At 68.3% G+C, this 24,284-nt stretch carries 25 protein-coding genes; 11 read left to right on the forward strand and 14 right to left on the reverse strand.

All coding sequences use genetic code 11. The annotated features are described in order from the left end of the window. Positions 1 to 122: 122 nt before the first annotated feature. From ACPEH8_RS15610 to ACPEH8_RS15620, 3 genes are read right to left on the reverse strand one after another with little or no spacing between them, the layout of a single operon-like run. A complete protein-coding gene (locus ACPEH8_RS15610) occupies positions 123 to 806 on the reverse strand; it encodes an HAD family hydrolase (protein ID WP_017355692.1) in 684 nt (227 codons plus the stop codon). Beyond that, positions 803 to 1,507 carry a pseudouridine synthase gene (locus tag ACPEH8_RS15615; protein ID WP_017355691.1) on the reverse strand — a complete coding sequence of 235 codons (705 nt, stop codon included), beginning with the start codon at positions 1,505 to 1,507 and terminating at the stop codon, positions 803 to 805. The genes ACPEH8_RS15610 and ACPEH8_RS15615 overlap by 4 nt, the downstream gene beginning before the upstream one ends. Then, positions 1,504 to 2,625 carry a class I SAM-dependent methyltransferase gene (locus ACPEH8_RS15620; protein WP_423667362.1) on the reverse strand — a complete coding sequence of 374 codons (1,122 nt, stop codon included), beginning with the start codon at positions 2,623 to 2,625 and terminating at the stop codon, positions 1,504 to 1,506. Before ACPEH8_RS15620 ends, ACPEH8_RS15615 begins: the two co-directional genes overlap by 4 nt. A 144-nt stretch (positions 2,626 to 2,769) precedes the next feature. Between ACPEH8_RS15620 and ACPEH8_RS15625 the strand changes: the two genes are divergently transcribed. Further along, on the forward strand, positions 2,770 to 3,033 hold the full coding sequence (locus ACPEH8_RS15625) for a hypothetical protein (protein WP_017356497.1): 264 nt from the start codon (positions 2,770 to 2,772) through the stop codon (positions 3,031 to 3,033). Positions 3,034 to 3,071: 38 nt separating this feature from the next. Here ACPEH8_RS15625 and ACPEH8_RS15630 read toward each other — a convergent pair whose 3' ends face one another. Together ACPEH8_RS15630 and ACPEH8_RS15635 are read right to left on the reverse strand one after the other, a co-directional pair. Further along, positions 3,072 to 3,362, reverse strand: a complete 291-nt coding sequence (locus ACPEH8_RS15630; RefSeq protein WP_017356498.1) for a DUF3247 family protein — start codon at positions 3,360 to 3,362, stop codon at positions 3,072 to 3,074. A 63-nt stretch (positions 3,363 to 3,425) separates the two neighbouring features. Beyond that, positions 3,426 to 5,390, reverse strand: coding sequence for an ATP-binding protein (locus ACPEH8_RS15635; protein ID WP_136003530.1), 1,965 nt, complete (start codon positions 5,388 to 5,390; stop codon positions 3,426 to 3,428). A 250-nt stretch (positions 5,391 to 5,640) separates the two neighbouring features. Here ACPEH8_RS15635 and ACPEH8_RS15640 point away from each other — a divergent pair, with 250 nt between their 5' ends. Further along, positions 5,641 to 6,210: a DUF3016 domain-containing protein gene (locus ACPEH8_RS15640; RefSeq protein ID WP_136003528.1), complete on the forward strand. Its 570-nt coding sequence runs from the start codon at positions 5,641 to 5,643 to the stop codon at positions 6,208 to 6,210. A 74-nt stretch (positions 6,211 to 6,284) separates the two neighbouring features. Here ACPEH8_RS15640 and alr read toward each other — a convergent pair whose 3' ends face one another. Beyond that, positions 6,285 to 7,364 (reverse strand): alanine racemase, encoded by a 1,080-nt coding sequence (alr, locus tag ACPEH8_RS15645; protein ID WP_017356501.1) that lies wholly within the window; start codon positions 7,362 to 7,364, stop codon positions 6,285 to 6,287. Continuing rightward, the gene (locus ACPEH8_RS15650) at positions 7,343 to 8,653 is read right to left on the reverse strand and encodes a D-amino acid dehydrogenase (RefSeq protein WP_423667365.1); all 1,311 of its coding nucleotides are present in this window, start codon (positions 8,651 to 8,653) and stop codon (positions 7,343 to 7,345) included. The genes alr and ACPEH8_RS15650 overlap by 22 nt, the downstream gene beginning before the upstream one ends. Before the next feature lie 148 nt (positions 8,654 to 8,801). Here ACPEH8_RS15650 and ACPEH8_RS15655 point away from each other — a divergent pair, with 148 nt between their 5' ends. Continuing rightward, entirely contained in the window at positions 8,802 to 9,281 is a 480-nt protein-coding gene (locus tag ACPEH8_RS15655) for an Lrp/AsnC ligand binding domain-containing protein (RefSeq protein ID WP_017356503.1), read from the forward strand. 57 nt (positions 9,282 to 9,338) lie between these two features. On the opposite strand, the gene ACPEH8_RS15660 is transcribed toward ACPEH8_RS15655, so the two are convergent. Both ACPEH8_RS15660 and ACPEH8_RS15665 read right to left on the reverse strand, forming a co-directional pair. Then, the gene (locus tag ACPEH8_RS15660; protein WP_017356504.1) at positions 9,339 to 9,509 is read right to left on the reverse strand and encodes a hypothetical protein; all 171 of its coding nucleotides are present in this window, start codon (positions 9,507 to 9,509) and stop codon (positions 9,339 to 9,341) included. A 306-nt stretch (positions 9,510 to 9,815) separates the two neighbouring features. Further along, positions 9,816 to 10,238 carry a hypothetical protein gene (locus ACPEH8_RS15665; protein WP_017356505.1) on the reverse strand — a complete coding sequence of 141 codons (423 nt, stop codon included), beginning with the start codon at positions 10,236 to 10,238 and terminating at the stop codon, positions 9,816 to 9,818. A 128-nt stretch (positions 10,239 to 10,366) separates the two neighbouring features. Here ACPEH8_RS15665 and msrB point away from each other — a divergent pair, with 128 nt between their 5' ends. From msrB to ACPEH8_RS15690, 5 genes are all read left to right on the forward strand, one after another. After that, complete coding sequence (gene msrB / locus ACPEH8_RS15670; RefSeq protein WP_136003524.1) at positions 10,367 to 10,834, forward strand: peptide-methionine (R)-S-oxide reductase MsrB; 468 nt, start codon at positions 10,367 to 10,369, stop codon at positions 10,832 to 10,834. A gap of 121 nt (positions 10,835 to 10,955) precedes the next feature. Beyond that, positions 10,956 to 11,810: a flagellar motor stator protein MotA gene (motA, locus tag ACPEH8_RS15675; RefSeq protein WP_423667368.1), complete on the forward strand. Its 855-nt coding sequence runs from the start codon at positions 10,956 to 10,958 to the stop codon at positions 11,808 to 11,810. A gap of 9 nt (positions 11,811 to 11,819) precedes the next feature. After that, positions 11,820 to 12,797 carry a flagellar motor protein MotB gene (gene motB / locus ACPEH8_RS15680; protein WP_017356508.1) on the forward strand — a complete coding sequence of 326 codons (978 nt, stop codon included), beginning with the start codon at positions 11,820 to 11,822 and terminating at the stop codon, positions 12,795 to 12,797. A 95-nt stretch (positions 12,798 to 12,892) separates the two neighbouring features. Further along, positions 12,893 to 13,405, forward strand: a complete 513-nt coding sequence (locus ACPEH8_RS15685) for a hypothetical protein (RefSeq protein WP_136003522.1) — start codon at positions 12,893 to 12,895, stop codon at positions 13,403 to 13,405. Positions 13,406 to 13,417: 12 nt separating this feature from the next. Continuing rightward, positions 13,418 to 13,693: a DUF4031 domain-containing protein gene (locus tag ACPEH8_RS15690; protein ID WP_423667371.1), complete on the forward strand. Its 276-nt coding sequence runs from the start codon at positions 13,418 to 13,420 to the stop codon at positions 13,691 to 13,693. Positions 13,694 to 13,753: 60 nt separating this feature from the next. Here ACPEH8_RS15690 and ACPEH8_RS15695 read toward each other — a convergent pair whose 3' ends face one another. Further along, the gene (locus tag ACPEH8_RS15695) at positions 13,754 to 14,296 is read right to left on the reverse strand and encodes a DUF6630 family protein (protein ID WP_017356511.1); all 543 of its coding nucleotides are present in this window, start codon (positions 14,294 to 14,296) and stop codon (positions 13,754 to 13,756) included. A gap of 136 nt (positions 14,297 to 14,432) precedes the next feature. On the opposite strand from ACPEH8_RS15695, the gene ACPEH8_RS15700 reads away from it, so the two are divergent. Beyond that, positions 14,433 to 14,681 (forward strand): DUF3297 family protein, encoded by a 249-nt coding sequence (locus tag ACPEH8_RS15700; protein WP_026070836.1) that lies wholly within the window; start codon positions 14,433 to 14,435, stop codon positions 14,679 to 14,681. 51 nt (positions 14,682 to 14,732) lie between these two features. Here the strand turns inward: ACPEH8_RS15700 and ACPEH8_RS15705 are convergent, their stop codons facing one another. The 3 genes from ACPEH8_RS15705 to ACPEH8_RS15715 form a co-directional block, all read right to left on the reverse strand. Continuing rightward, positions 14,733 to 16,376 carry a Na+/H+ antiporter gene (locus ACPEH8_RS15705; RefSeq protein WP_017356513.1) on the reverse strand — a complete coding sequence of 548 codons (1,644 nt, stop codon included), beginning with the start codon at positions 16,374 to 16,376 and terminating at the stop codon, positions 14,733 to 14,735. A gap of 209 nt (positions 16,377 to 16,585) precedes the next feature. Further along, entirely contained in the window at positions 16,586 to 17,410 is an 825-nt protein-coding gene (locus tag ACPEH8_RS15710) for a dioxygenase (protein ID WP_017356514.1), read from the reverse strand. Positions 17,411 to 17,447: 37 nt separating this feature from the next. Then, positions 17,448 to 17,858, reverse strand: a complete 411-nt coding sequence (locus ACPEH8_RS15715; protein ID WP_136003518.1) for a DoxX family protein — start codon at positions 17,856 to 17,858, stop codon at positions 17,448 to 17,450. A 97-nt stretch (positions 17,859 to 17,955) separates the two neighbouring features. Between ACPEH8_RS15715 and ACPEH8_RS15720 the strand changes: the two genes are divergently transcribed. Beyond that, positions 17,956 to 18,837 (forward strand): LysR family transcriptional regulator, encoded by an 882-nt coding sequence (locus tag ACPEH8_RS15720; protein ID WP_017356516.1) that lies wholly within the window; start codon positions 17,956 to 17,958, stop codon positions 18,835 to 18,837. Between the two features lie 25 nt (positions 18,838 to 18,862). Here the strand turns inward: ACPEH8_RS15720 and ACPEH8_RS15725 are convergent, their stop codons facing one another. Continuing rightward, positions 18,863 to 21,796: a bifunctional diguanylate cyclase/phosphodiesterase gene (locus ACPEH8_RS15725; RefSeq protein WP_243746311.1), complete on the reverse strand. Its 2,934-nt coding sequence runs from the start codon at positions 21,794 to 21,796 to the stop codon at positions 18,863 to 18,865. A gap of 303 nt (positions 21,797 to 22,099) precedes the next feature. Between ACPEH8_RS15725 and ACPEH8_RS15730 the strand changes: the two genes are divergently transcribed. Continuing rightward, on the forward strand, positions 22,100 to 24,220 hold the full coding sequence (locus tag ACPEH8_RS15730) for a M13 family metallopeptidase (protein ID WP_136003516.1): 2,121 nt from the start codon (positions 22,100 to 22,102) through the stop codon (positions 24,218 to 24,220). Positions 24,221 to 24,284: the final 64 nt, after the last annotated feature.

Here is a 24,284-nt window from a genome sequence, read left to right on the forward strand (position 1 = left end):
AAGCCCGGCCAAGCGCCGGGCTTTTTTCTGCGCGGCCAGGTGGGGGCCATCCGCGTGCACCGGTCGAGCCGACCGTTGGTCGGCTGGTCGCGCGGCGCAGCGCAGCCGACTGGACGTCGGCTCTACCTGGTGGGCAGCAAAGGCAGCAGGAGCGTGCGGGCGTCGAGCAGCGAGTCGACGATGCGGTGACCCAGGGCGCGGAGCGCGTCGTCAGGGCGCACCAGGTCCGGGACCTGGATGGCCGTCATGCCGGCGCCTACCGCGGCGCGGATGCCGGCCGGCGAATCTTCCAGGGCCAGGCAGCGCGCGGGTGCCTTGCCCAGCTTCTGCGCGGCCAGCAGGTAGATGTCCGGCGCCGGTTTGGGATGGGCCACGTCGCTGCTGGTGACCACCACCTCGAAGAACGGCAGCAGCCCCGCCGCGTGCAGCTTGCGCGACGCACGCGGCTGCCGCGTGGAGGTGGCGACCGCGCGCGGAATGTCATGCGCCTGCAGCAACTGAAGGATGTCCACGATGCCCGGCCGCAGCGGCAGGCCCGCCTGGGTACGCGCCTCGTACAGAGCGTGGCAGCGCGCGAACAGCGCGGCGACCTGCCCGGCAGGGATGTGCTCCAGCAGCAGGCGCTCGCAGTCACGGTCACCCAGGCCGACCATCCCCAGCCAGAAGTCCTCCGCGAACGGCAGCTGCAGCTCCCGCGCCGCCGCCGACCAGCAGGCGATCGACACGCGTTCGCTGTCGATCATCAGGCCATCCATATCGAAGATGACGGCGTCGGGCAGGAACGGCAGCGCGGCAATGGCGGTCATGGGACGTCGAACAGGGTGTCCAGGTCGGTGGCATCGAGCATGCGCCACTGGCCTTCGGCCAGGTCGCCCAGCGACAACCCGCCGATGCGGCTGCGGTGCAGCGCTTCTACATGGTTGCCGACGGCGGCGAACATGCGACGCACCTGATGGTAACGACCTTCATGCAGCACCAGCTGCGCCTGGCGCGGTGACCGCACGTCCAGTTCAGCGGGCAGCAAGGGCTTGTCGTCCGATTCCAGCAGCAGCGTGCCGCTGGCGAACCGGCTCACTTCATCGCCCCGCAGGTCCTCGGCAAGGGTCACCTCGTAGGCCTTGTCCAGGCGCGACTTCGGCGAGACGATCCGGTGCAGCAGCGCGCCATCGTCGGTCATCAGCAGCATCCCGCTGGTATCGCGGTCCAGCCGGCCCACCGAGGACAGCACCGGCGACCGCTCGCGGAAGCGCGGCGGCAGCAGGTCGTAGATCAACCGGCCGGTGTCCTTGGTGGAGCAGGTGTAACCGCGCGGCTTGTGCAGCAGTACGGTCAGCCCCTGCGGCGGGTCCAGCGGCTCGCCTTCAACACGGATCGCCTCATGCGCAACCACGTCGTCGGCGTACAGCACCTCGCCGTCAGCGTCGGTGATCAGCCCGGCACGGAACATCCCCTGCACCTGCTTGCGGCTGCCATAGCCGAGGTTCGCCAACAGCTTGACCAGCTTCATGCGCGGCCTCCGCGGCCCCACGTCGGCTCGGTGCTGCGCGGGGTCCTGACGGGGGGGGGGCTCCTGCTGGCCTTGGTGGCCTCGATCAGCTTGAAACCGTCGCGCTCGGCCGCCACGCGCACCTGGCCGAAGCTCTCATTGAGGATCTGCTCGTACGGCAGGTGGCGGTTGGCCACCAGCCACATGCGCCCGCCCGGGCGCAGCGCCTCCGCCGCCACGGCGATGAACCGCTGGCCGATGTCGGGGCGGTCGGCACGGGACGGGGTGTGGAACGGCGGATTGGTGACGATGAAGTCGTACCGGCCTTCGATGCCGGCGGTGACATCGTGCCAGTGGTAGTTCAGCGCGGCCGGCTTGCCCAGCGCGGCCAGGTTGGCGCGCGCCAGTGCCAGCGCGCGGCCTTCGGCTTCGTACAGGTCCAGCGCGGTCACGCCCGGGCAGCGGGCCAGCACTTCGGCCGAGAGGTAACCGAAACCGCTGCCCAGATCGGCGCCGACGCCGGCCAGGTCGGCCGGCAGCTGCTCGACCAGCAGCGCCGAGGCCGGATCGATGCGATCCCACGCGAAGATGCCCGGGCGGCTCTGGAAGCGCCCGCCGAGGATGGCGCGCGGTGCGTCAAGGCTGGCCCAGCGCTGTGCCAGCGCCACGTCGTGCTGGCCGTTCAGCGGTGCGGTCCAGTAGGCACGGCAATGGTTCTTGGTGAGTTTTCCGCCCAGACCGGCCAGCGACTGCAGATCGCTTTCGCCGGAGCGCGCGCCTTCGTTGTTGTGCTGGCAGGCCACGACGGTGCCGCCCGGCGCCGCCAGCGCCAGCGCGCGTGCGAACAGGGCGCGTGCCTCCTCGCGCTGGCGCGGCGGCAGCACCAGCACCAGCGCATAGCGGGTGGTGTCATCGATCAGCTGCTGCTCATCGCGCACCTGCCAGCCACTGGCCTCCAGCGCATCGGCGAAGGGGCGGAAGCTCTGCTCGCAGACCAGCTGCGCCGGCTGGGCGTGTTCGCGCAGCGGCCAGCCGTCGCGGGCGCGCAGGAACAGCACCGGGCCGGCGGGCCAGGACAGCGCGCCGTTGGCGAACGGCAGGAACAGGGTTTCCAGGGGGGCGTCGTGCTGGGCAGCCATGCAGGGGGGCACATCGTCAAAAGAGGGGGCCATTCTACCGGTTCGTCCGTACGGCCCGGTTTTGCGTTTATTCAACGTCCCGTTGATGCCACGGCAACACCCGTGCCGTCAGGGTGGAGGCTCCCCTCGAGATGGAGATGACTCATGCGTGCACTGTTTGTCGGCGGCGTGGTGGACAACAGCGAAATGGACCTGGAGGGCAACCACCCGCCGGTGCACTACCCCGAGGACACCGGCGGCGGCCATTCGCGCTACCGGCTGCACCAGGTGGGCAAGACCGCCGATGGCACCGTGGCATATGCGGTGTACGGCGCGCCGGACATGGCCGATGACGAAGTAGGCAGGATCGCCGACGAACGCGCCTATGCGCGCCGTTTCGAGGCCGAAGCCGAGGTCTTCACGCACTGAACGACGCGGTGCCCGGCACTGCGGTGCCGGGCGCAGGCTCACTCGCGCGGCGGCAGCTGGCGTACGGCGGCGATGCTGTCCAGCCATACGAGGTGCTGCTGCACCGGCGCATCCAGGTCATCCAGGCGCAACTGGCCGTTGCTGCCTTCGTTCTCCGCGGCGTCGCGGTACTGCTGCACGGTGGGCTGCACCGCCACCGTGCCGAGCAGGCGACGGCCATCGACGAGGGTCAGCTCCACCTGGGTCTGGCCACGCAGCTGCGGCAGCAGCGCCTCCAACGCGGCGATGTCGGCGGGGTCGGTATGCACGGCGGGGGCAAGGCGGGACATGGCGTTCTCCGGACTACGGCAGCCCAGTGTGCCAAGCCGGGCGTATACGGCCCGGCAACACGGCTAGCGCGCGGCCAGCACCGTCCGTACCGCTGAGACCAGCTGCGCCACCGAATAGGGCTTGGCCACGTGCTCCTGGAAGCCGGAGGCCAATGCCCGCTTGCGGTCGTCGGCACGGGCCAGCGCCGTGACCGCCACGGCGGGCAGCACCTGGGCGTCCACGCCGATGTCCTCGCGCAGGGTCCGCACCAGACCGTAGCCATCCATGCCGGGCATGCCGATATCGGTCAGCAGCACGTCAATTGCGGCGTGTCCACCCGCATCGAGCAGGGCCAGGGCCTCGCCGGCCGAGGCGGCCGCCGTGACCTGGGCCCCCTGCTCTTCGAGCAGTCGCCGCAGGTACTCCAGCACTTCCGGCTGGTCCTCCACGGCCAGCAGGTGCAGGCCCTTGAGCGGGAAGGGCTCGATGATCTGCTCGTTGATCGGGCCACTGAACACCTCGCGCAGCGGGCGCCCGTCGGCCTGCGGCTGGTAACGTGGCAGACGCACGGTGAACGTTGCGCCGTGGCCTTGGCCATCGCTGCTGGCCGCCACCGCACCCCCATGCAGTTCCACCAGCTGCTGCACGATCGCCAGGCCCAGGCCCAGGCCGCCATGCCGGCGGGTGGTGGTGCCGTCGGCCTGACGGAAACGGCCGAACAGGTGGCGCAGGAACTCGGGGGCGATGCCGTCGCCGGAATCGGTCACGGTGATCGACCAGTGCCCGGCATCGGCAGCCAAGGTCACCGCGACGGTGCCCTCGGCGGGGGTGAACTTGATTGCGTTGGAGAGCAGGTTCCACAGTATCTGCTGCAGGCGCGTGGCATCGCCCAGCACCAGGCACGGGTCGTCGGGCAGCACCAGGCTGGTGTTCAGCGCCTTGCCCTCGGCTACCAGCTCCTGGGCGCGCATCGCCTCGATCAGCTGCGCGCGCAGGTCCAGCACTTCCACTTCCAGCTGCACCTTGCCCAGCAGCATGCTGCTCAGGTCCAGCATGTCCGAGATCAGGCGCTTCTGCGCCATTGCGCTGTTGGCGATCACGCCCAGCCCTTTGTACATCGGGCTGGTCTCATCGATGCGCTGGAGCAGCAGTTCGCTCCAGCCCAGGATGGTGGTCAGCGGTGTGCGCAGCTCATGCGACAGCGTGGCCAGGAATTCATCTTTGACCCGCGCCATGTTCTCTGCAGCGCTACGCGCGGCGCGTTCGGACTGCAGCAGCTCCTCGCGCGCCATTTCGATTTCACGCCGTTCGGTCACGTCCGGGCTGCTGCCGGCCAGGCCGATGAAACGACCCATGCGCGAGAAGCGCGGGCGCGCGTTCATTTCCAGCCAGCGCCACTGGCCATCGGCGCGCCGCCCGCGTACCAGTGCATGCATGGACCGCTGCGCCTTGAGCGCTTCCTGCAGTTCGTACTCGAACACGGAGGCATCGTCGGGGTGCACCAGGCCGCGCCAGACATCCTCGGGCACACGCTGTTCGTCGCCGCCGAAAAACTCGGTGAAGGCACTGTTGACGAAGCGGGCGTGGCCACGCTCGTCCAGCACCCATACCGGCATCGGCAGGCCATCGGCCAGCGCGCTGAAGCGCGCCTCGCTTTCGGCCAGCTCCACTTCGATCTGCTTGCGTGCGGTCACGTCGAAGAACAGCACCGCCACGTGGTGATCGGCCGGATCGCCCACCCGCACCGCTTCCACCGAATACCAGCGTGACAGCGCGCGGGCCTCCAGCTCGAACTGCAGCGGTGTGCCGGTGCGTGCCACCTGCCCGTACAGCCGGTACCACTCCGGTTCATGCTGCGGCTGCAGCGCCTTCATGCGCTTGCCGACGGCGTCAGTGATACCGGTATTGCGCTCGAAGGCGTCGTTGACCTCCAGGAAGCGGTAATCCACCGCATGATCGCCATCAAACAGCACTTGGATGATGCAGAACCCGGCATTCATCCGTTCCAGCACCCCGCGGTGCAGGACGGGGTCAGACGCCGGGATCATGACCGGGGGACGTTCCAGGGTGGTAGGGGGCAGGCTGGACAAAGGCGTCAAGTGGGCAACTGGCGTAACAGAGGGACACAGGATGTTCCAGAGCGCGTATTCGCAGCGTCAAGCGCCAAGGGTGGGATTGACGCCGATGAATTGGCGGCAACGCCGGTGGAGCGGGCGCGGTGAAAGGATTGTCCCTCACCCGGATCAGGATCACACTGCCTTTCGTATTCCCTGTCTCAATGACGCAGGAGGACATGCCATGAAACGTTCGATGATCATCAGCACCGCGCTGGCGTGCGTGCTGGCGATGGGGGCGGCCCAGGCCGCGGGCCCAAGGACCGTGACGGACCCGCAGGCCCCGCGGGCGCTGAGCGGCGATGGCCCGGTGCGCGTGCAGTGGACCGATCCGGCGCAGTTCACCGAGATCCGCAAGAGCACCAATCGGTTTGATGCGGAGCGCGGGAACTGGGTGCAGCAGTTGGGCCAGTACGTGCAGACCGCCGCCGGAAAGCAGTTGCAGCCGGGTCAGACGCTGGATGTGACGCTGACCGACATCAAGCGCGCCGGCGACTATGAGCCGTGGCATGGCCCGCGCGCCAGCGACGTGCGGATCATGCGCGACATCTATCCGCCGCGCATCTCGCTGACATTCACCCTGAAGGATGCGCAGGGTACGGTGGTGTCCCAGGGCGAGCGCAAGCTGGTGGATACCGGCTACCTGCACAACATCGGCCTGCAGAGCGATACCGACCCGCTGCGGTACGAGAAGAAGCTGCTGGACGACTGGATCCAGCGTGACGTGCGCGCGCCGGCCACTGCCAGCCGCTGAACGGGCGTGGCACACCGGAAAAAGGCGGCGCCCCTGCGGGTGCCGCCTTTTTTTTACCGGGCCGGCGCTGCGGGTCAGGCGTGCAGAAAACGGCGCGGCACGCGCTTGACCCCACACGGCAGCTGATAGGCGCTCACCCCGCACAGCGGCGCCAGCACATCCAGCCGCGGCGACGCGCCCCACAGGGTCACGGTGCTGCCGATGCCGGCCTGCGGCAGATCGGTGAGGTCCACGGTCAGCATGTCCATCGACACCCGCCCGATCACCCGGCCGGGCTGGCCATCGATCTGCACCGGGGTGCCATTGGGGGCGAACTGCGGGTACCCATCGGCGTAGCCCAGGGCGACCACGCCGACCCGCGTGCGCTCCTCGGCGACGAAACGGGCGCCATAGCCGACCGGCTCGCCCGCTTCGATCCAGCGCTCGGCGAAGATCTTCGATTCCATCGTCATCACCGGGCGCAGGCGTTCGGTCGCCATCGATGCGACCGGCAACGGGTTGGCCCCATACAGCATCAGGCCCGGGCGCACCCAGTCGCTGCGCACATCCGGCCAGCCCAGCAGCGCGGGCGAATTGCACAGACTGGTCTCACCGGCGAGGCCGTCGATGGCGGCCGCGAAGACGGCGGCCTGCTCGCGGGTGCGCGGGCTGTCCAGTTCGTCGGCGCGGGCCATGTGACTCATCAGTACCATCGGCCCGACCTGCGGCAGCGCGCCGAGACGGGCGTGCGCGGCCCGGAAGTCGGCCGGCGACAGGCCCAGCCGGTGCATGCCGCTGTCCAGCTTCAGCCAGATGCTCAGCGTGGCCGTGGTCTGGAACGCGGCGACGGCGTCGACCTGCCAGGGCGCCGCCACGGCGAACCACAGGTCGTGCTGGACGATCAGCGGCAGTTCGTCGGCGTCGAAGAAGCCTTCCAGCAGCACGATCGGAGTGGTGATGCCGGCCTCGCGCAGTTCCAGCGCCTCTTCGATGCAGGCCACGCCGAACGCATCGGCGGCCTCGTCCTGCAGCGCGCGCGCGCAGGCCACGGCACCGTGGCCATAGGCGTCGGCCTTGATCGCGGCCAGGGTCTTGCGGCCGCCACCGAGTTCACGGGCCAGACGGTAGTTGGAGCGCAATGCATCCAGGTCGATCAACGCGCGGGCGGGACGCATGCTTCAGGCTCACTATGACGTACGGATGCGGCCGCGTGGCCGTAACGGAAGATATCCAGGCCTTCGGTGCTGATCTGCGGCTGGCGCGCGCTCATCAGGTCGGCAAGGTAACGGCCGGAGCCGCAGGCCATCGTCCACCCGAGGGTGCCGTGGCCGGTGTTGAGGAACAGGTTGCGGTACGGCGTGGCGCCGATCACCGGGGTGCCATCGGGCGTGGCCGGGCGCAGGCCGGTCCAGAACTCGGCGCGGCTCAGATCACCGCCCTCCGGGTACAGGTCACGCACGACCTTCTCAAGGGTGGCGCGGCGGCGCGGCGACAGGGACAGATCGAAGCCGCCGACCTCGGCCATGCCGCCGACGCGGATGCGGTCGTCGAAGCGGGTCACGGCCACCTTGTAGCTTTCGTCCAGGATGGTGGAGGTAGGCGCCATTGCCGGGTTGGTGATCGGCAGCGTCAGCGAGTAGCCCTTCAGCGGGTACACGGGCAGGCGCAGGCCGAGCGGGTCGACCAGGGCCGGCGAATAGCTGCCCAGCGCGACCACACAGCGGTCGGCGGTTTCCAGCGCGCCGTTGATGTGCACTCCGGTGATACGGTCGCCCTGGGTCTGCAGGCCGGCGATGTCCTGGTCGAAGCGGAACTCGACACCGGCATCGACGCACATCTGCGCCAGGCGACGGGTGAACAGCTGGCAGTCGCCGGTCTGGTCACGGGGCAGGCGCAGCGCGCCGACCAGGGTGTCGGCAACGGCGGCCAGCGCCGGTTCGTGGGCGATGATGCCGGCCCGGTCCAGCACTTCGTAGGGCACGTCGTACCGGGCGAGAATTTCGATGTCCTGGGCCGAGGCATCCAGCTGCTGCTGGGTGCGGAACAGCTGGGTGGTGCCGAGGTCGCGGCCTTCGAACTGGATGCCGGTCTGGGTGCGCAGTTCATTGAGGCAGTCGCGGCTGTACTCGGACATGCGCACCATGCGCGCCTTGTTGATGGCGTAACGCGCGTGGGTGCAGTTGCGCAGCATCTGGGCGAGCCAGCGGTACTGGTGCCAGTCCAGGCCGGGCCGGATGGCCAGCGGGGCATGTTCGGAGAACAGCCATTTGACCGCCTTGAGCGGCACGCCGGGGGCGGCCCACGGTGAGGTGTAGCCGAATGACAGCTGGCCGGCATTGGCGAAACTGGTTTCCAGCGCCGGACCGGGCTGGCGGTCGACGACCGTGACTTCAAACCCGGCCTGCCGAAGGTACCAGGCACTGGTGGTGCCGATTACCCCACTGCCAAGGACTAGAACGCGCATGACACTTCTCCAACCCGATCATTCCCTGCACATAAGCGTGCCGGGACCACAATTGAGGAAGTATAGTCAGCCGAAACCAATCAATTCGCCTGTTTTTTGGAGCTGAGGCAGGATATTGTCCTGCAAACATCCTCGAGAGGCTGACACGATGGCCGTACGCGCGCGCGAGCTGGACAAGATCGACCGGAAGATCCTGCGCATTCTGCAGGCCGAGGGCCGGATTTCCTTCACCGAACTGGGTGAGCGGGTGGGCCTGTCGACGACGCCCTGCACGGAGCGGGTACGTCGGCTGGAGCGCGACGGGGCCATCACCGGGTACTACGCCAAGCTGGATCCGCACTACCTCAAGGCGAGCCTGCTGGTGTTCGTGGAAATCAGCCTGGCGTACAAATCCGGCGACATTTTCGAGGAGTTCCGACGGGCGGCGCTGAAGCTGCCGAACGTGCTTGAGTGCCATCTGGTGTCCGGCGATTTCGACTACCTGCTCAAGGCACGGATCAGCGAGATGGCCTCCTACCGCAAGCTGCTGGGCAGCACGCTGCTGACACTGCCGCACGTGCGCGAGTCGAAGAGCTACATCGTGATGGAAGAAGTGAAAGAGACGCTGACGCTGCCGATTCCCGACTGACAGACGCAGAAGGCGGCGCGCAGGGTGCGCACCGCCTTGATCATTGCGTGTAACGCGTCAGCGCTGCTGTTTCGAGTCCGGGTGGCGCTGCTGGTCCTGCTGCTTGCCGCCCTTCTGGTTCTGCTGATCCCACTGCTGCTGGTTCTGCTGGCCCGCCTTCTGGTTCTGCTGCTGACCCTGCTGTTCCTGCGGTGCCTTGCCGGGATTGCGGTTCTGCTGGTTAGCCATGATTGCACTCTTCTCGAAATGCCTGGGGGATGCGCTGTGTAGTGCGGCGCACGCACAGCGTCCGTGAAAAACGGTTAATCGCAGGCGAAAAAGCGGTGAGCTTGCGCGTTGATGCGGATGACTGGGGGACGCGGTTGTGAAGCGTTCATGCGCTGGCCTGCTCACTCACTCGTGCACGCATGCACACCGCATCGGAACCAGAACCCAGGGTCCGGGATTGCCGCAGGGGCCGTGCGCGACCATCAGGATGACGGTGTGCGCACGTACGGGCGTGCGCTGCTTCGCTTCCACGCAGTCTGCGACGCTCTATGGCCGGATCTGTTGTCCGCCCGCGCTGGGAACCGAGTCGTAATACCTGCCGGTGCGCGTATCCAGCACGCGGTTGGGGCCGACCTGTCTGGCGCCGGGGATGATGCGGCCGTGACGGTCGTAGACCTTGGGCTGCAACGCGGGGCCCCGGAGGGGGGCCGTGCCGGCCGGGCCTTTGCTCTGGATGGGATGGGTGCGCAGCTGCTGTTGCACCTGGCTGTTGGACTTCACCGGGGCCAACTCGCCGGAAAGGCTGTCGGCCGGTGCGGGGCGCACGGGCGTGGGCAGCGGCGCCGGGGCCGGTTGCGGCGCGACCACCGGTCGGGTGGCGGTGGGTGATGGCGGGGGGCCGATCTGCGCCAATGCCGGGAGCGGCAGCAGAAGCAGCAGCACGGCACCGAGGCGGCGTGGGCGGTTCATGGCGGGCTCCTGGTTGGGGGGACAGGACGTCACCTTGCGCCCGCGCGGGTATCAGCACGATGAACGCAGCCGCTTGAACGCCCTGCCCGCCGGCCCAATCTTGCCGGTACGCTCCCGAGGAACCGCCAATGACCGCTTTCGACCTTGCCCCGCCCAGCGCCGACCAGCGCCAGGCACTGATTGCCGGGCTCAGTGCCGACGAGCAGCGCGTGCTGCTGCACCACGGCACGGAGGCCCCGTTCTGCGGGGTCTTCCTGGACAACAAGCAGCACGGCGTCTACGGCTGCCGGCTGTGCGGTCTGCCGCTGTTCCGCTCCAGCACGAAATTCGACTCGGGGACCGGGTGGCCGAGCTTCTTCGCGCCGTTCGACCCGGCCCATGTCCGCGAAATCCGTGACATCAGTCACGGCATGATCCGGACCGAAATCGTTTGCGCGCGGTGTGACAGCCATCTGGGCCATGTGTTCCCGGACGGCCCGCCGCCGACCCATGAGCGGCACTGCCTGAACTCGGTCTCGCTGTCGTTCACGCCCAATGGCACGCCGTATCCGGACCCGCTGCAGCGGGGCGGTGCCGAGGCCGGCCCCGCCAGCTGACGGACCCGGGGTGGCGGCGAGGATCTCCGCGTCCTGAAAACTGTGACGTCCAACCAACGCCCCCCTTCAGAAAAGCGGGGGCCGGGCCGACATGGAGGTATCCCCTCCCCGCGTCCGCCCCATGCTCATCATCGTTGGACTCCTCGTCGTCATCCTCAGCGTGCTTGGCGGCTATGTCGGCGCGCACGGCAAACTGGCTGCCCTGTGGCAGCCCTATGAACTGGTCATCATCGGTGGCGCGGCGCTGGGCGCGTTCCTGATCGGCACGCCGATCAAGACCGTCAAGCAGACCCTGCAGGCCACGGTGGGCGTGTTCAAGGGCCCGCGCTACAAGCAGCAGGACTACATCGATGTGCTGAGCCTGCTCTACGAACTGCTCAACAAGGCCCGTCGCGAAGGCTTCATGGCGCTGGAAGACCATGTCGAGCGGCCGGCCGAGAGCGCGATCTTCGCCAAGTACCCCAAGGTGCAGGCCGATCACCATCTGGTCGACTTCATGACCGACTGCCTGCGCCTGATGATCGGCAGCAACATCGAGCCGCACGAACTGGAGCCGCTGCTGGAAATGGAGCTGGAAAAGCACCATGCCGAAGCGATGCAGCCTGCGGCCGTGCTCAACAAGGTCTCCGACGGCCTGCCCGGTTTCGGCATCGTGGCCGCCGTGCTGGGCATCGTGATCACGATGGGCTCGATCGGTGGTGAGATCACCGAAGTGGGCGCACACGTGGCCGGCGCACTGGTCGGTACGTTCCTGGGCATCCTGCTGGCCTACGGCTTCGTCGGCCCGCTGGCGGCGGCCGTGGAGGCCCGCGCCGAGCAGGACAGCCGCATCTATGAGTCGGTCAAGACCGCGCTGCTGGCCTGCCTGCGTGGCTACAACCCGAAGATCGCCCTCGAATTCGCCCGCAAGACCCTGCCGTCCAACGTGCGTCCGGGCTTCAGCGAGTTCGAGCAGCATCTCAAGACGGTCAAGTAAGGCACCCTCATGGCCGAGAACAAACCCACCGTCATCGTCCGCCGGGTCAGGAAGGCCGGCCACGCCGCCCATCACGGGGGTGCCTGGAAGGTGGCGTACGCCGATTTCGTGACCGCGATGATGGCGTTCTTTCTCGTGCTGTGGCTGATGGCGGCCACCACCAAGCCCGAGCGCGCCGCCATTTCCGAGTACTTCCGCAATCCCAGTCCGCTGGCCGGCCAGAGCGCCACGCCAGCGCCGGGCATGGCCGGCCCTGGCGGCGCCAGCACCTCGATGATCAAGCTGGGCGGCGCCACCGACATCTCGCGCGGCAACAGCAACGATCCCTTCCATGACCAGCAGGCTGCCAAGCCGGTTCCGCAGACCGAGCGCGAACGGGAACAGCAGCAGCTGGAAGCGCTGAAGAAGGAGCTGGAGGAGGCGATCAGCAAGAGCCAGGCGTTGGAGCCGTTCAAGGACCAGCTGCTGCTCGATCTCACCCCGGAAGGGTTGCGCATCCAGATCGTGGACAAGCAGAACCGGCCGATGTTCGACATGGGCAGTGCCGCGCTCAAGCCGTACACGCGCGAGATCCTGCGCGAGCTGTCGCAGTTCATCAACCACGTGCCGAACCGGATCAGCATCACCGGCCATACCGACACCACCGCGTACACCGCCGTGCATGGCTACAGCAACTGGGAGCTCAGTGCCGACCGCGCCAATGCGGCCCGGCGCGCGCTGCTGGATGGCGGGATGACCGAGGACAAGGTCACCCGCGTGGTCGGGCTGTCGTCGTCGGTACTGTTCGACAAGACCCAGCCGGACAATCCGATCAATCGCCGGATCAGTATCGTGGTGATGACCAAGGCCGCCGAGGCAGCGGCGCTGGCCGGTGCGGGCCAGGAAGTGGCGTTGTCGCCGACCGCCCAGGACGCCGACATCCAGGCGACCCAGGGCGTGCCGGCGCGGCCGGCAGCACCGGTGGTACCGGCGCCCGTCTCGCCCTGAGACGGGCTGGCCGGCGACGCGGGTGCGGAATCCGTGGAGCCGGCCGACGGCCGGCACTACAATGACGGTCTTTCCCGTACAGATAGACCGTTCCCATGTCCAAGCAGTCCAAGGCCAAGCGCGACAAGCGCAAGAAGCAGCAGCCCAAGCGTCCGATCCAGCGCCTGAACGCCCAGCAGCCGGTGCAGAACCACGCCGTCCTGCAGAACGAGGAAGGCCAGGTGGTTGCCGCGATCGGCCTGCAGGGCACCGAATGGCTGCTGGCCATCGGCGGCCAGACGATGGGCAACGCGGACAACCCGATCCCGATGCTGGCCATGCTCAAGCACCTGTCCAATGTCCAGGAGAAGGAAGGCCGCAAGGTCACTCTGGAATACTCGACCCAGATGCAGCAGATGATCGACGACCTGGCCGCCGAAGAAGGCAAGACCGCCGACGAGTACCTGGCCCAGCTGGTGTCCGAGTTCGAAGGTGTGGACGGTGAAGACGAAGCCGCCGACGGCGACGCCGATGCCGGCACCGAGGTGGCTGCCGATGCCGCCGATGCCGCTGACGCTCCGGCTGCCGACGCCACCCCGGCCGACGCCGACGCGCAGCCCAAGGGCTGATCGCGGCCCCCGGTGACGGTCTATGTGGACGATGCGGTACACCCCTGGCGCGGCGAGCGCTGGGCGCATCTGATGGCCGACACCCTGCCCGAGCTGCACGCCCTGGCGGCGCAGCTCGGGATTCCGCGGCGGACCTTCCAGAACCGCCGCAGCGGCGCGCACTACGACGTAACCGCCCCGATGCGCCTGCAGGCCATCGCACTGGGCGCGCGGCCGATTTCGCGCCACACCGACCGCGCCCTGGTCAAAGCAGTGATCGCCAACGCCCGCGCGCAGTACGCGCCCTGACCCCCATCGCGTGGTTGCCGGCCACACTCGGCCGCCCCACAGCCGGCGCCTCCGCTGGTGTCAGAACGGATCGCTGCCCGGCCGCACTTCCACGCCCAGCAGCGAGCACAACGCAAGCATCGCGTCATCGTCGCGGCTGAGCGCCATCCAGCCGGCCAGGCCATCGGTACCGGCATCCACGCTCCACAACGAATAGTTGTGCTCGCGCAGGCGGTCGTACGCCGTGGCCATCAGCTGCGGGGCGTCCACGCCGGCAGCGAAGTCTTCGTCGTCCAGGTCGCCGCCCCAGTCCAGCTGCAGGTTCCAGCGCGCGGACAGTTCGTTGACCGCCGACATCAGCGCATCGGCATCGCCGCGTTCGACCTCGAAGCCGGACTGCCAGGCGATGGCCGTCAGCAGCGGGGGCAGCCACTCGGCCTCTTCATCGATCTCCTCGCCGCTTTCCAGCAGCGTTTCGCGCCAGCGGTTGAACTGCTGCAACGCCAGTTCCTCGTCGCCCGGGTTGATCAGGACGAACAGGTTCCAGATGCGCGCCTCGAAGTCGTCTTCGTCGAAATCGCGTTCTTCTTCTTCGAAGTCGAAATAATCGCTGTTGTCGGGCATGACCGGTATTCCTGGAGGCAGGGGCGCATTCTGCCGTGGGATGGCGTTGGCAGGAAGCGAAATTCGGCCTGGGCGCCGCTGCGGTTTATCCTGTACGGCAGAAGATGGCCGTGGTGGCCGTCAGTACCCGATGACCATGAGCGATACCCCTCCCGATCACCTGGCGATCAACCCGGCCAGCCCCTTCCACGACGCCGCCGCGCTGGAGCGCGGGGTTGGCATCCGCTTCAACGACGTCGAGCGCGACAACGTCGAGGAGTATTCGGTCAGCGAAGGCTGGATCCGCGTGCAGGCCGGCAAGGCGCGTGACCGCCGCGGCAACCCGATGACGATCAAGGTCAAGGGCACCGTGGTGGCTTACTACCTGGACCAGAAGGCCGAGTAACCGGTCCACCGGCCCGCGGTCGGTGGCTGCCCGGGATTGGCGGCTGGGCCGTCAATCCCGTTGCCGGGTTTCCAGCAGATCCAGGTTGCGGATCAGCCGGCGCGAGACCTCATCGGAGATCTTGCCGCGCCGGGTCAGGCGGAACAGCTCTTCACGCTCGGCGGTGAGACCGGCGGTGCGCAGCTGCCGGTAGCCCTGCTCCATCCGCTTCACCTTTTCCGGATCGGCATCGGGTCCGTTGTCCTTCTCCAGATTGCGCTGGTACAGCAGGCTGACCCGCGAGGCGGCATCGTTGTAGAGCTGCACGTTCTCGGTGGTCTGGTTCTGCACCAGTTGCTGGCGCATGCGCTCCACGCCGGCCAGCGCCGCCTTGGAAGCGAGCTTGCGGGCCAGGTCCTCGGCCTTGCGGTCACCCGAATCGGCGGGCAGCTCCAGTCCCTTCAACAGACGCGGCAAGGCCACGCTGGCGCCGATCAGCGACACCAGGATCACCGCCGCCGCCAGGAAGATCACCAGATCGCGCGCCGGGAAGGCGCTGCCATCGGGCAGGAACAGCGGCAGGGTCAGCACGCCGGCCAGGGTGATCGCGCCGCGTACGCCGGCGACCGACGTTGCCACCACCACCCGCCACGGCGTGCCCTGCTGGACTTCGCCACGGTGGCGCGCACGCAGCAGGCTCCAGCGCAGCGACAACCATACCCAGGCCAGGCGCAGCACCACCAGCGCCAGGTTGATCACCACCACGTACACCAGCAGCCACCACGGACTGTGATGGCCACTCTCGCTGACGGTGGTGATCGCGCGCTCGACGATGCCCGGAAGCTGCTCGCCGAGCAGCACGAACATGATGCCGTTGAAGCTGAACTGCAGCATCCCCCACACCGCGGCACGCTGCACGCGCATGCTGCCGGAGACGCGGCCGGTCAGCTCGACATAGCTCATCGTGATGCCTGCGGCGACGGCCGACAGGATGCCCGAGGCATTGGCTTCTTCGGCCAGCAGATAGGCCGCGAAGGGAATCAGCAGGTTGACCAGCAGCGCCGCGCCCGGCTCCTCGCCGAAGCGCCGCCACAGCCAGCGCTGGAAGGTGGACACGCCCAACGTCACCGCCACGCCGATCGCCAGGCCCGCCACGGCCACCCACAGGAAGGTCAGCGAGGCGCTGGCCAGCGAGAACGTTCCGGTCATTACCGCCGCCACCGCGAAGCGGAAGCAGACCAGTCCGGACGCATCGTTGAGCAGCGACTCACCTTCCAGGATGTGCATCAGGCGTTTGGGAATCGGCGCACGCGCGGCGATCGACCCGACCGCCACCGGATCGGTGGGCGAGATGATCGCGGCCAATGCGAAGGCCACCGCCAGCGGCATCACCGGAATCATCCAGTGAATCAGCAAGCCCGCACCGATCACGGTGAACACCACCAGCCCGAAGGCCAGTTCCAGGATCACGCCCTTGTCGCGGAACAGGCCCTGTTTGGGAATGCGCCAACCATCCAGAAACAGCAGTGGCGGCAGGAACAACAGGAAGAACATCTCCGGTTCCAGCGCGTGGCCGCGGTTGAACACGCCGGCGATCACCGCCCCGAGGCCGATCTGCACGAGCGGCAACGGCAGCGACAGCGGCAGGACCCGGACGAGGTAGCCGCTGGCCACCACGGCCACCAGCATCGCCAGGACGACTTCAATGGTATGCATGCATTTTCCAGTGGGCAGCGCGGGGGGAGGCTGCGGACAGCCGGCGCCGGAACCGGAAAAAACGTACCACACCCCTGCCGTCGCGCGAACGCGCGCGTGCGCGTCGGCTCAGTGGAGGGACAGCCGATGCTGCGTGGTCCATCGGATAGTCCGTTGCCGCATGCCGCACACCGGGTGGCCCTGCATATCACGCGTGGCGATGCCGGGGCTCATGGTCCCGCACTGGCTGAAGCCGGCCGGGCGACATCACCGCCATCGAAGCGGTAGATGTCCATCGCCAGGAAACCGGCATCGATACCGGCATCGATGCGCTGCGCGCCCAACGTGTCCGCACCGGCCGCGCCCATCGCGACGTACAGCGGCTGCAGGTGTTCATCGGTGGGATGCGCGCGCTCGGCATACGGTGCCTGGCGGCGGTAGTCGAGCAGCGCGGCGCTGTCGTCGGCCGCCAGCCGCTGCTCCACCCAGTCGATGAAGGGCCGCACATAGGGTGCGTCCTTGCCGTCCTGGTAGTGGCCCCAGTCATGCAGGTTGTGGGTGATGCTGCCCGATCCGATTACCAGCACCCCCTGCTCGCGCAACGGTGCCAGCGCGCGGCCCAGCGCCAGTTGATGGGCCGGCCCGAGCAGCGGCTGGATCGCCAGCGGAACCACCGGAATGTCCGCCTGCGGGTAGAGGAAGCGCAGCGGCACCCACGCGCCGTGGTCCAGGCCACGAGCGGCATCGATCACCGTCGGCAGTCCGGCCGCCCCCAGCCGCTCGGCAACCTCGCGGGCCAGCGTCGGATCGCCCGGCGCCGGGTACTGCAGGTCGAACAGCGCCTGCGGGAAGCCGCCGAAATCGTGGATGGTCGGCGGCCGCGGGTGCCCGCCGACCGCCGGCTGGCGGGTCAGCCAGTGGGCCGAGGCCATGACGATCGCGCGCGGGCGCGGCAGCGTGGCGGCCAGGTCGGCCAGGCGCTCACCGACCAGGCCGGGGTTGAGCGCGGTCATCGGCGAACCGTGCGAGATGTACAGCGACGGCAGACGGGTCATCGGAAGCTCCAGTAAGAGGCGGGGGGCGTGGGCAGATTCAGCGCGAGGCCAACGTCCATTTGCCGTCGCCAATGCAGAACAGCACCAGCAGGGCCAGCGCCCAGAACGCCGGGTATTCCCAACCGCCCCCAGCGTTGGCGAAGCTGAAGCCGTTGGCGCCGTGAACGGTAACGATGGTGCCCAGCAGCAGCGGCACGCCGATCAGGCCGACCCAGCGCGCGAAGAGGCCCAGCAGGAGCGCGGCGGCGAGGGTCAGCTCCAGGGCGATGGTGGCGTAGCCCAGGGCACCGGGCAGGCCCAGCGACTGGAAATAGGCGGCGGTGCCGGCCGGGGTGAACACCAGCAGCTTGGTCAGCCCGTGGACGAGGAACAGCGCCCCCAGCGCCCAGCGCAGCGCGGTCGCGCCATAGGGGGCCAGGGAGGCGGTACGGTGGGCGGGGGCGTGCATGGGAAACCTCGGCGGAGTGCGGTGTGGACAGGTTATTGCGCACACCAGCACCAATAAATACGATCACCCGACGCTGTTTATTACCGGAACCGCAACAATGGACACTCTGGATGCAATGCGCGTGTTCGTGGCCGTGGTCGAGCGCAACGGGTTCAGCGCCGCCGCGCAGGCGCTGGACATGTCCACGGCCGGGGTCACCCGGCAGATCGCGGCGCTGGAACAGCGCCTGTCCACGCGCCTGCTCAACCGCACCACCCGCCGGGTGAGCCCGACCAGCACCGGCGCGGCCTACTACGCCCAATGCGTGCAGCTGCTGGCGCAGTTCGACGCACTGGAGGCCAGCATCGGCGCGCAGGCGCTGGAGCCCTCCGGCCTGCTGCGGGTCAACGCGCCGGTCAGCTACGGCATCGCCCGGCTTGGCCCGCTGCTGGCCGGCTACCGCGCGCGGTATCCGCAGGTGCAGTTGGATCTGTCGTTGTCCGACCGCCTGGTGGACATGGTCGAAGAAGGCTTCGACGTGGCCATCCGCATCACCCGGCAGCCGGGCCCGACGCTGATCGCGCGCAAACTCGCCGACGCCCGCATCACCCTGTGCGCGTCACCGGCCTACCTGGCCGCCTATGGCCACCCGCAGCAGCCGGAGGACCTGGCCGGTCACCAGTGCCTGAATTACAGCTATTGGGGCGGCGGCGATGCCTGGCAGCTGCGCGGCCCGCGCGGCGAGGTCAGCGTGGCCATCCGCGGCGGCATCCGTGCCAACAACGGCGATGTGCTGCGCGACGCGGCGATCGCCGGCCTGGGCATCATCCTGCAGCCGGATTTCCTGGTTGACGATGCGCTGGCCGATGGCCGACTGCAACGCATTCTTCCCGACTGGGAGGTGCCGCCCGTCGGCATCCATGCGGTCTACACCAGCCGCAACCACCTCGCACCGAAGGTGCGCAGCTTCATCGACTACCTGGTCCAAGCGCTGGCCTGAACCGCGTGAAGCGCAGCGCGCGGCGCTACACCGCGTCGGCGGTCTCCAGCCTCGCGATCACTTCGCACAGCGGCGCCGGCCGGCCCAGCAGGTAGCCCTGCACCTGGTCGCAGCCGTGCGCGGCCAGCCACTGGTGCTGCCCGGGCGTTTCCACGCCTTCGGCGATGATGGTCAGCCCCATGCTGTGGCCCAGCGACAACAGCGCACGGCAGATCGAGGCGTTGCGCGGATTGGTTTCCACATCGGCCACGAAGCTGCGGTCGATCTTCAGAATGTCCAGCGGCAGATGCTGCAGGTAGGACATGTTGGAATAACCCGTGCCGAAATCGTCCAGCGAAATGCAGATGCCCTGCTCGTGCAGGCGCTGCATGGTCTGCTTGGCCTGCGCCGGCTTGCGCATCAGGCTGCTCTCGGTCAGTTCCACCTGCAGCGCGCCCCGCGCCAGGCCGAACTCCTGGCTGGCGCGGGTGAACTCGGCCACCAGGTCGCTGTTGAAGAACTGCACCGCCGAGACGTTCACCGCGATCGGCAGCACGCCCCAGCCGGCATCGACCAGTTGCCGCTGCGCCTGTGCCGCCGCACGGATCACCCAGCGGCCCAGCGCCAGGATCAACCCGGTGTCTTCGCACAGCTGGATGAACTCGCCCGGGGGAATGAAGCTGCCATCCGGCTGCGGCCAGCGCAGCAGTGCCTCCAGCGCGGCCGGGGTGCCGTCGCTGGCATGGCAGATGGGCTGGAAGTACAGCTCGAACTCGGCATCGATCGCGCTGTGGATGCGACCGGCCAGGCGCAGCCGCTCGGCCAGCCGCGAGCTGACCGTGTTGTCGTACCAGGCGATCACGCTGCCTTCGTCGCGCGCCGCGTGCGCGGCCTGCGCGGCCATGCCGATCACCTGTTCGGCCGGCAGCACATCGCCGTCGAACTTCACCGCCACGCCGATGCGCGGCTCGAACTGGTGCAGCCAATCCTGCCCGCGTACCGGTTCGGACACGGTCTGCACCAGCGTGTCCAGCGCCGACTGGCGGTCGTGGCCGTCGTCGATGGCAAAGATGAAGTCCTCGGCCGGCTGGAACGCCAGCGCGCCATAACGCGCACCGAGCCCGCCCAGGCGCTTGGCCATCGCCTGCAGCACCACCTCGCCCACTTCGCGGCCCAGCGTATCGGCCACCAGCTGCAACCCGCGGAACTGCACATAGGCGATGGTGTAGCCGCCGCCGGCGGCGTCCAACTGTTCGGCCAACGCACGCGTATTGAGCAGGCCGGTGGCCGGGTTGTGGGTGGCGTGGTAGGCCAGGTCGCGCTCGTAGGCCAGACGCTCGCTGACGTCCTCGGCCAGGACCAGGCACGCCTGGCGCCCGTCGAAGTCCAGCCGTGCCAGGTGGGCGCGGACCTCGAACACGGTGCCGTCCTTGCGCCGGTGCATGCGCACCGTGGCGTCCTGCACATCGCCGATGCGCGCCTGTGCGATGGCGCCACGGATCTCATCCCAGCCTTCGCGCGGGCGGATGTCGAGAATGCTCATGGACAGGAACTCGTCACGGCTGAACCCGTACTGGCGGACCGCGGCCTCGTTCACTTCCAGGAAGCGCAGCGTATCGGGGTCGAACACCCAGAACGGTGCCGGATTGCGGTCGAACAGCAGGCGGAACTGGCGCTCGGCCTGCTGTACCCGTGCCAGCGCCTGCACGCGCTCGCTGACATCGGTGAGCGCGCCGATCATGCGCCGCTGCCGATCCACCACCGCCACCCGCTGGCCGCGCGCGGACACCCAGCGGACGGCCCCGCCAGGCAGCACCACGCGGAACATTTCATCCAGCACCGCCGTACCGGCGAAGGCGGCGTCGAAGGCGGCCTGCATGCGCGGTGCGTCGTCGCGGTGCACGCGCGCGAAGAAATCGGCAACCGGCAGGCTGTCGATCTCCACGCCGAAGATCTCGCGCGCCAACGGTGACCAGCGCAGCACGCACGCATCCTCGTCCACGTACCAGGTGCAGACCTTGCCGACCTGGTGGGCCAGGCGCAGCTCGGCGTGGCCGGTACGCAGTTCCTCGGTCAGCACATCCTGGTGCACGCTGGCGCGGCGCAGGCTGAAGTACACCCCGAGAAAGACCACCCAGTACGCCAGGTACACGCCCATCGATGCGTACGCGTAGGGCCACCACGGTGCCAGCACATCGCGACGGCCCAGGCCGGCGTAGACCGCCAGCGGATACTGGCCGAGCGTGGTCAGCGTGGAGATGCGTTCGATCTGGTCCACCGCGCTGGTTTCGATGCCCAGTGGCGTCACCGCATCGGTGCGCAGCATCTCGCGCCGGGCCAGGCCGAAGCGCTGTCCGGTGGCCCCGAGCGGGTCGGGGCTGCGTGCCAGCACATAGCCCTGGGCGTCGGTGATCGAGATCACCCCGTACTCGCCGGTGTCCAGGCCGCTGATGATCGAGGTCAGCTCGTCGGTGTGCAGGCGGCTGAGCAGCCAGCGGTCCTCGCCCATGCGCAGCGCCAGCGGCAGCACCCAGCGATAGCCGTCCAATGCCTGCGGCGGGCCGATGTACAGCGCGCTTCCGGTGCCCCGGTTGGACTCCATCGCCCACAACGGCAGGTGCAGATCACCGCTGCCGCTGGTCAGCGCGCGCCCGTGCTGGTCCACCACCACGATGCTGTCCAGCTCGGCATGCCGCTGCAGCACCCCGGCGATGGCGTCATCGAGCAGCTCCGGCGCCTGCTCCGGCACGCGCTGGAACAGTTTGGCGCCGTCGTCGGCAATGCCCAGCATGGCCCGTTCCAGGTTGCGCAGTTCCAATCGCAACAGGCGCTGCGAGCCCGCCGCCAGCGCGGAGCTCTGGCGTTGCGCGGCTTCCAGGCGCCGCTGGTAGTCGTTGGCCAGCATGACGCCCAACGCAGCGGCCAGCAGCACGGCCAGCGCACTGCCCAACCAGACGATCGTCCGCAGTGGCCGAGCCATCACACGGTTCAACGCGGGCATCGCAAACGGCTCCCTTCATAGCGGGCTGACTTCATGCGCAAACGCTTCCTGGTTTCCCCCAAACCTGAGCGGCCGAAGCCCCCGTTTCTTGACGCCTGCAATCGTGTCCACGCGATGCCTCCCCTGGCACCCTGGCGCGGAACGGTCCTGCCGGCCCCAGCATGCACCAGCGGCAGCCGTGCGGGAAGAGCGGAATCTGGCCAATGGGCGATCGGGCATGCGGCCCGATCCGACCTGCGCCGGAGGACTAAACTAGGTTCTTTCCGTTGCCTGAGAAGGTCCATGTCCAAGCTGCGCCGCCCCACCCTGATGCTCGCCATTGCCGCCAGCCTGTCGCTGAGCCTGGCTGCCTGCGACCGTGAACCGGCCGCACCGCCGGCCTCCCCCGCCACGGACACCGCCGCCGCGCCCGCCCCGGCCAAGCCGCAGCTGGGCAGCTTTGGTTTCGATATCGCCGGCATGGACCGCAGCCTCGCCGCAGGCGATGACTTCTTCGGCTTCGCCAACGGCACCTGGGTGAGGACCACCGAGATCCCCGCCGACCGCTCCAGCTATGGCAGTTTCAACGTCATCGCCGAAAAGACCCTGGCCGACACCCGTGCGATCCTCGAAGGCGCTGCCGCCGATGCCAAGGCCGAAGGCGAAGCCAGGCTGATCGGTGACTACTACGCGGCCTACATGGACGAAGCGGGCATCGAGTCGCGGGGCCTGGCCCCGGTGAAGCCCACCTTGGATGCCATCGCCGCCGTTGCCGACAAATCCGCGCTGGCCACCACCCTGGGAGGCACCCTGCGCGCCGACGTCGACCTGCTGAACGCGACCAACTTCTACACCGACCGCCTGTTCGGCGTGTGGGTCTCGGTGGATCTGCTGCAGCCGGACCGCACCGCACCGTACCTGGTGCAGGGCGGCCTGGGCATGCCGGACCGCGACTTCTACCTGCAGGGCGGCCGCATGGCCGAACTGCGCAAGCAATACCAGGCCTACATCGCCCAGGTGCTGCAGCTTGCCGGCGTTGCCGATCCCGCCGGCAAGGCACAGCGCATCCTCGCCCTGGAAACGCGGATCGCCCAGGCGCACGCCACCCAGGAAGAAACCAACGATGTGGCCAAGGGCGCCAACGCCTGGACGCAGGCCGACCTGAGCGCCAAGGCGCCGGGCATGGACTGGAGCGCGTTCCTGGCCGGCGCCAGTCTGGGCGGGCAGCAGGACTTCATCGTGTGGCAGCCCAAGGCCGTGGCGGGCATCTCGCGCCTGGTCGCCACCGAGCCTCTGGAAGTGTGGAAGGACTATCTCGCCTTCCATGCCCTGGATCGCGCCGCGCCTTACCTGCCGAAGGCATTCGCCGACGCGCGCTTCGCCTTCCACGGCACCGCGCTGAACGGCACCCCGCAGCAGAGCGAGCGCTGGAAACGCGCGGTGGACGACAGCAACCACGCCGTCGGCGAAGCGATCGGCAAGCTGTACGTCGAGCGTCACTTCGACCCAGCCACCAAGGCACGCGCCGACGAGATGGCCAGGAACATCATCGCCGCCTTCGCCAAGCGGATCGATGCGCTGGCATGGATGTCGCCGCAGACCAAGGCCCGCGCCAAGGCCAAGGTTGCCGGGCTTACCGTGGGCATGGGCTACCCGGACACCTGGCGCGATTACAGCGGGCTGGAGGTCAAGCGCGACGATGCGCTGGGCAATGCCGCGCGTGCGGAGCTGTTCGAGTACCAGCGCAACATCGCCAAGCTGGGCAAGCCGGTGGACCACACCGAGTGGGCGATGCTGCCGCAGACCATCAATGCGATGAACGTGCCGCTGGAGAACCGCCTGGTGTTCCCGGCCGCGATCCTGCAGCCGCCGTTCTTCGACGGGGCCGCCGACGACGCGGTGAACTACGGCGCGATCGGCGCGGTGATCGGCCACGAGATCAGCCACGGCTTCGACAACGCCGGTGCGCTGTTCGACGAAACCGGCAAGCTGGACAACTGGTGGACTGCCGATGACCTCAAGCAGTTCAACGCCGCCGGCGACGCGTTGGCCGCGCAGTTCAGCAGCTACCAGCCCTTCCCGGGTGTGTCGGTCAACGGGCGCCTGACGCTGGGCGAAAACATCGCCGACGTGGCCGGTCTGGCCACCGCCTACGATGCCTACCAGCTCTCGCTGCAGGGCAAGCCGGCACAGACGCTGGAAGGCTTCACGCCGGACCAGCGCTTCTTCCTCGGGTTCGCCCAGGCCTGGCGCAGCAAGGCCCGCGAGCAGGCGCTGCGCAACGCGCTGCTGACCAACGTGCATGCCCCCGGCCAGTTCCGCGCGCTCACTGTGCGCAACCTGGACGCGTGGTACCCGGCGTTCGACGTCAAGGAAGGCCAGAAGCTGTACCTGGCCCCGGACAAGCGGGTCAAAGTGTGGTGATCATCGCGGTGCGATGATCGGAAAACGGGCGCTTCGGCGCCCGTTTTTTATGCGCGCCACTCTG

It is taken from the genome of Stenotrophomonas sp. NPDC077461 (assembly GCF_049545475.1).
GTDB classification, from domain to species: domain Bacteria; phylum Pseudomonadota; class Gammaproteobacteria; order Xanthomonadales; family Xanthomonadaceae; genus Stenotrophomonas; species Stenotrophomonas nematodicola.

Coding starts and splice junctions, on each gene's coding strand:
- ACPEH8_RS15610 (WP_017355692.1), bottom strand. CDS start 806: ATGACCGCCATTGCCGCGCTGCCGTTCCTGCCCGACGCCGTCATCTTC.
- ACPEH8_RS15615 (WP_017355691.1), bottom strand. CDS start 1,507: ATGAAGCTGGTCAAGCTGTTGGCGAACCTCGGCTATGGCAGCCGCAAG.
- ACPEH8_RS15620 (WP_423667362.1), bottom strand. CDS start 2,625: ATGGCTGCCCAGCACGACGCCCCCCTGGAAACCCTGTTCCTGCCGTTC.
- ACPEH8_RS15625 (WP_017356497.1), top strand. CDS start 2,770: ATGCGTGCACTGTTTGTCGGCGGCGTGGTGGACAACAGCGAAATGGAC.
- ACPEH8_RS15630 (WP_017356498.1), bottom strand. CDS start 3,362: ATGTCCCGCCTTGCCCCCGCCGTGCATACCGACCCCGCCGACATCGCC.
- ACPEH8_RS15635 (WP_136003530.1), bottom strand. CDS start 5,390: ATGATCCCGGCGTCTGACCCCGTCCTGCACCGCGGGGTGCTGGAACGG.
- ACPEH8_RS15640 (WP_136003528.1), top strand. CDS start 5,641: ATGAAACGTTCGATGATCATCAGCACCGCGCTGGCGTGCGTGCTGGCG.
- alr (WP_017356501.1), bottom strand. CDS start 7,364: ATGCGTCCCGCCCGCGCGTTGATCGACCTGGATGCATTGCGCTCCAAC.
- ACPEH8_RS15650 (WP_423667365.1), bottom strand. CDS start 8,653: ATGCGCGTTCTAGTCCTTGGCAGTGGGGTAATCGGCACCACCAGTGCC.
- ACPEH8_RS15655 (WP_017356503.1), top strand. CDS start 8,802: ATGGCCGTACGCGCGCGCGAGCTGGACAAGATCGACCGGAAGATCCTG.
- ACPEH8_RS15660 (WP_017356504.1), bottom strand. CDS start 9,509: ATGGCTAACCAGCAGAACCGCAATCCCGGCAAGGCACCGCAGGAACAG.
- ACPEH8_RS15665 (WP_017356505.1), bottom strand. CDS start 10,238: ATGAACCGCCCACGCCGCCTCGGTGCCGTGCTGCTGCTTCTGCTGCCG.
- msrB (WP_136003524.1), top strand. CDS start 10,367: ATGACCGCTTTCGACCTTGCCCCGCCCAGCGCCGACCAGCGCCAGGCA.
- motA (WP_423667368.1), top strand. CDS start 10,956: ATGCTCATCATCGTTGGACTCCTCGTCGTCATCCTCAGCGTGCTTGGC.
- motB (WP_017356508.1), top strand. CDS start 11,820: ATGGCCGAGAACAAACCCACCGTCATCGTCCGCCGGGTCAGGAAGGCC.
- ACPEH8_RS15685 (WP_136003522.1), top strand. CDS start 12,893: ATGTCCAAGCAGTCCAAGGCCAAGCGCGACAAGCGCAAGAAGCAGCAG.
- ACPEH8_RS15695 (WP_017356511.1), bottom strand. CDS start 14,296: ATGCCCGACAACAGCGATTATTTCGACTTCGAAGAAGAAGAACGCGAT.
- ACPEH8_RS15700 (WP_026070836.1), top strand. CDS start 14,433: ATGAGCGATACCCCTCCCGATCACCTGGCGATCAACCCGGCCAGCCCC.
- ACPEH8_RS15705 (WP_017356513.1), bottom strand. CDS start 16,376: ATGCATACCATTGAAGTCGTCCTGGCGATGCTGGTGGCCGTGGTGGCC.
- ACPEH8_RS15710 (WP_017356514.1), bottom strand. CDS start 17,410: ATGACCCGTCTGCCGTCGCTGTACATCTCGCACGGTTCGCCGATGACC.
- ACPEH8_RS15715 (WP_136003518.1), bottom strand. CDS start 17,858: ATGCACGCCCCCGCCCACCGTACCGCCTCCCTGGCCCCCTATGGCGCG.
- ACPEH8_RS15720 (WP_017356516.1), top strand. CDS start 17,956: ATGGACACTCTGGATGCAATGCGCGTGTTCGTGGCCGTGGTCGAGCGC.
- ACPEH8_RS15725 (WP_243746311.1), bottom strand. CDS start 21,796: ATGGCTCGGCCACTGCGGACGATCGTCTGGTTGGGCAGTGCGCTGGCC.
- ACPEH8_RS15730 (WP_136003516.1), top strand. CDS start 22,100: ATGTCCAAGCTGCGCCGCCCCACCCTGATGCTCGCCATTGCCGCCAGC.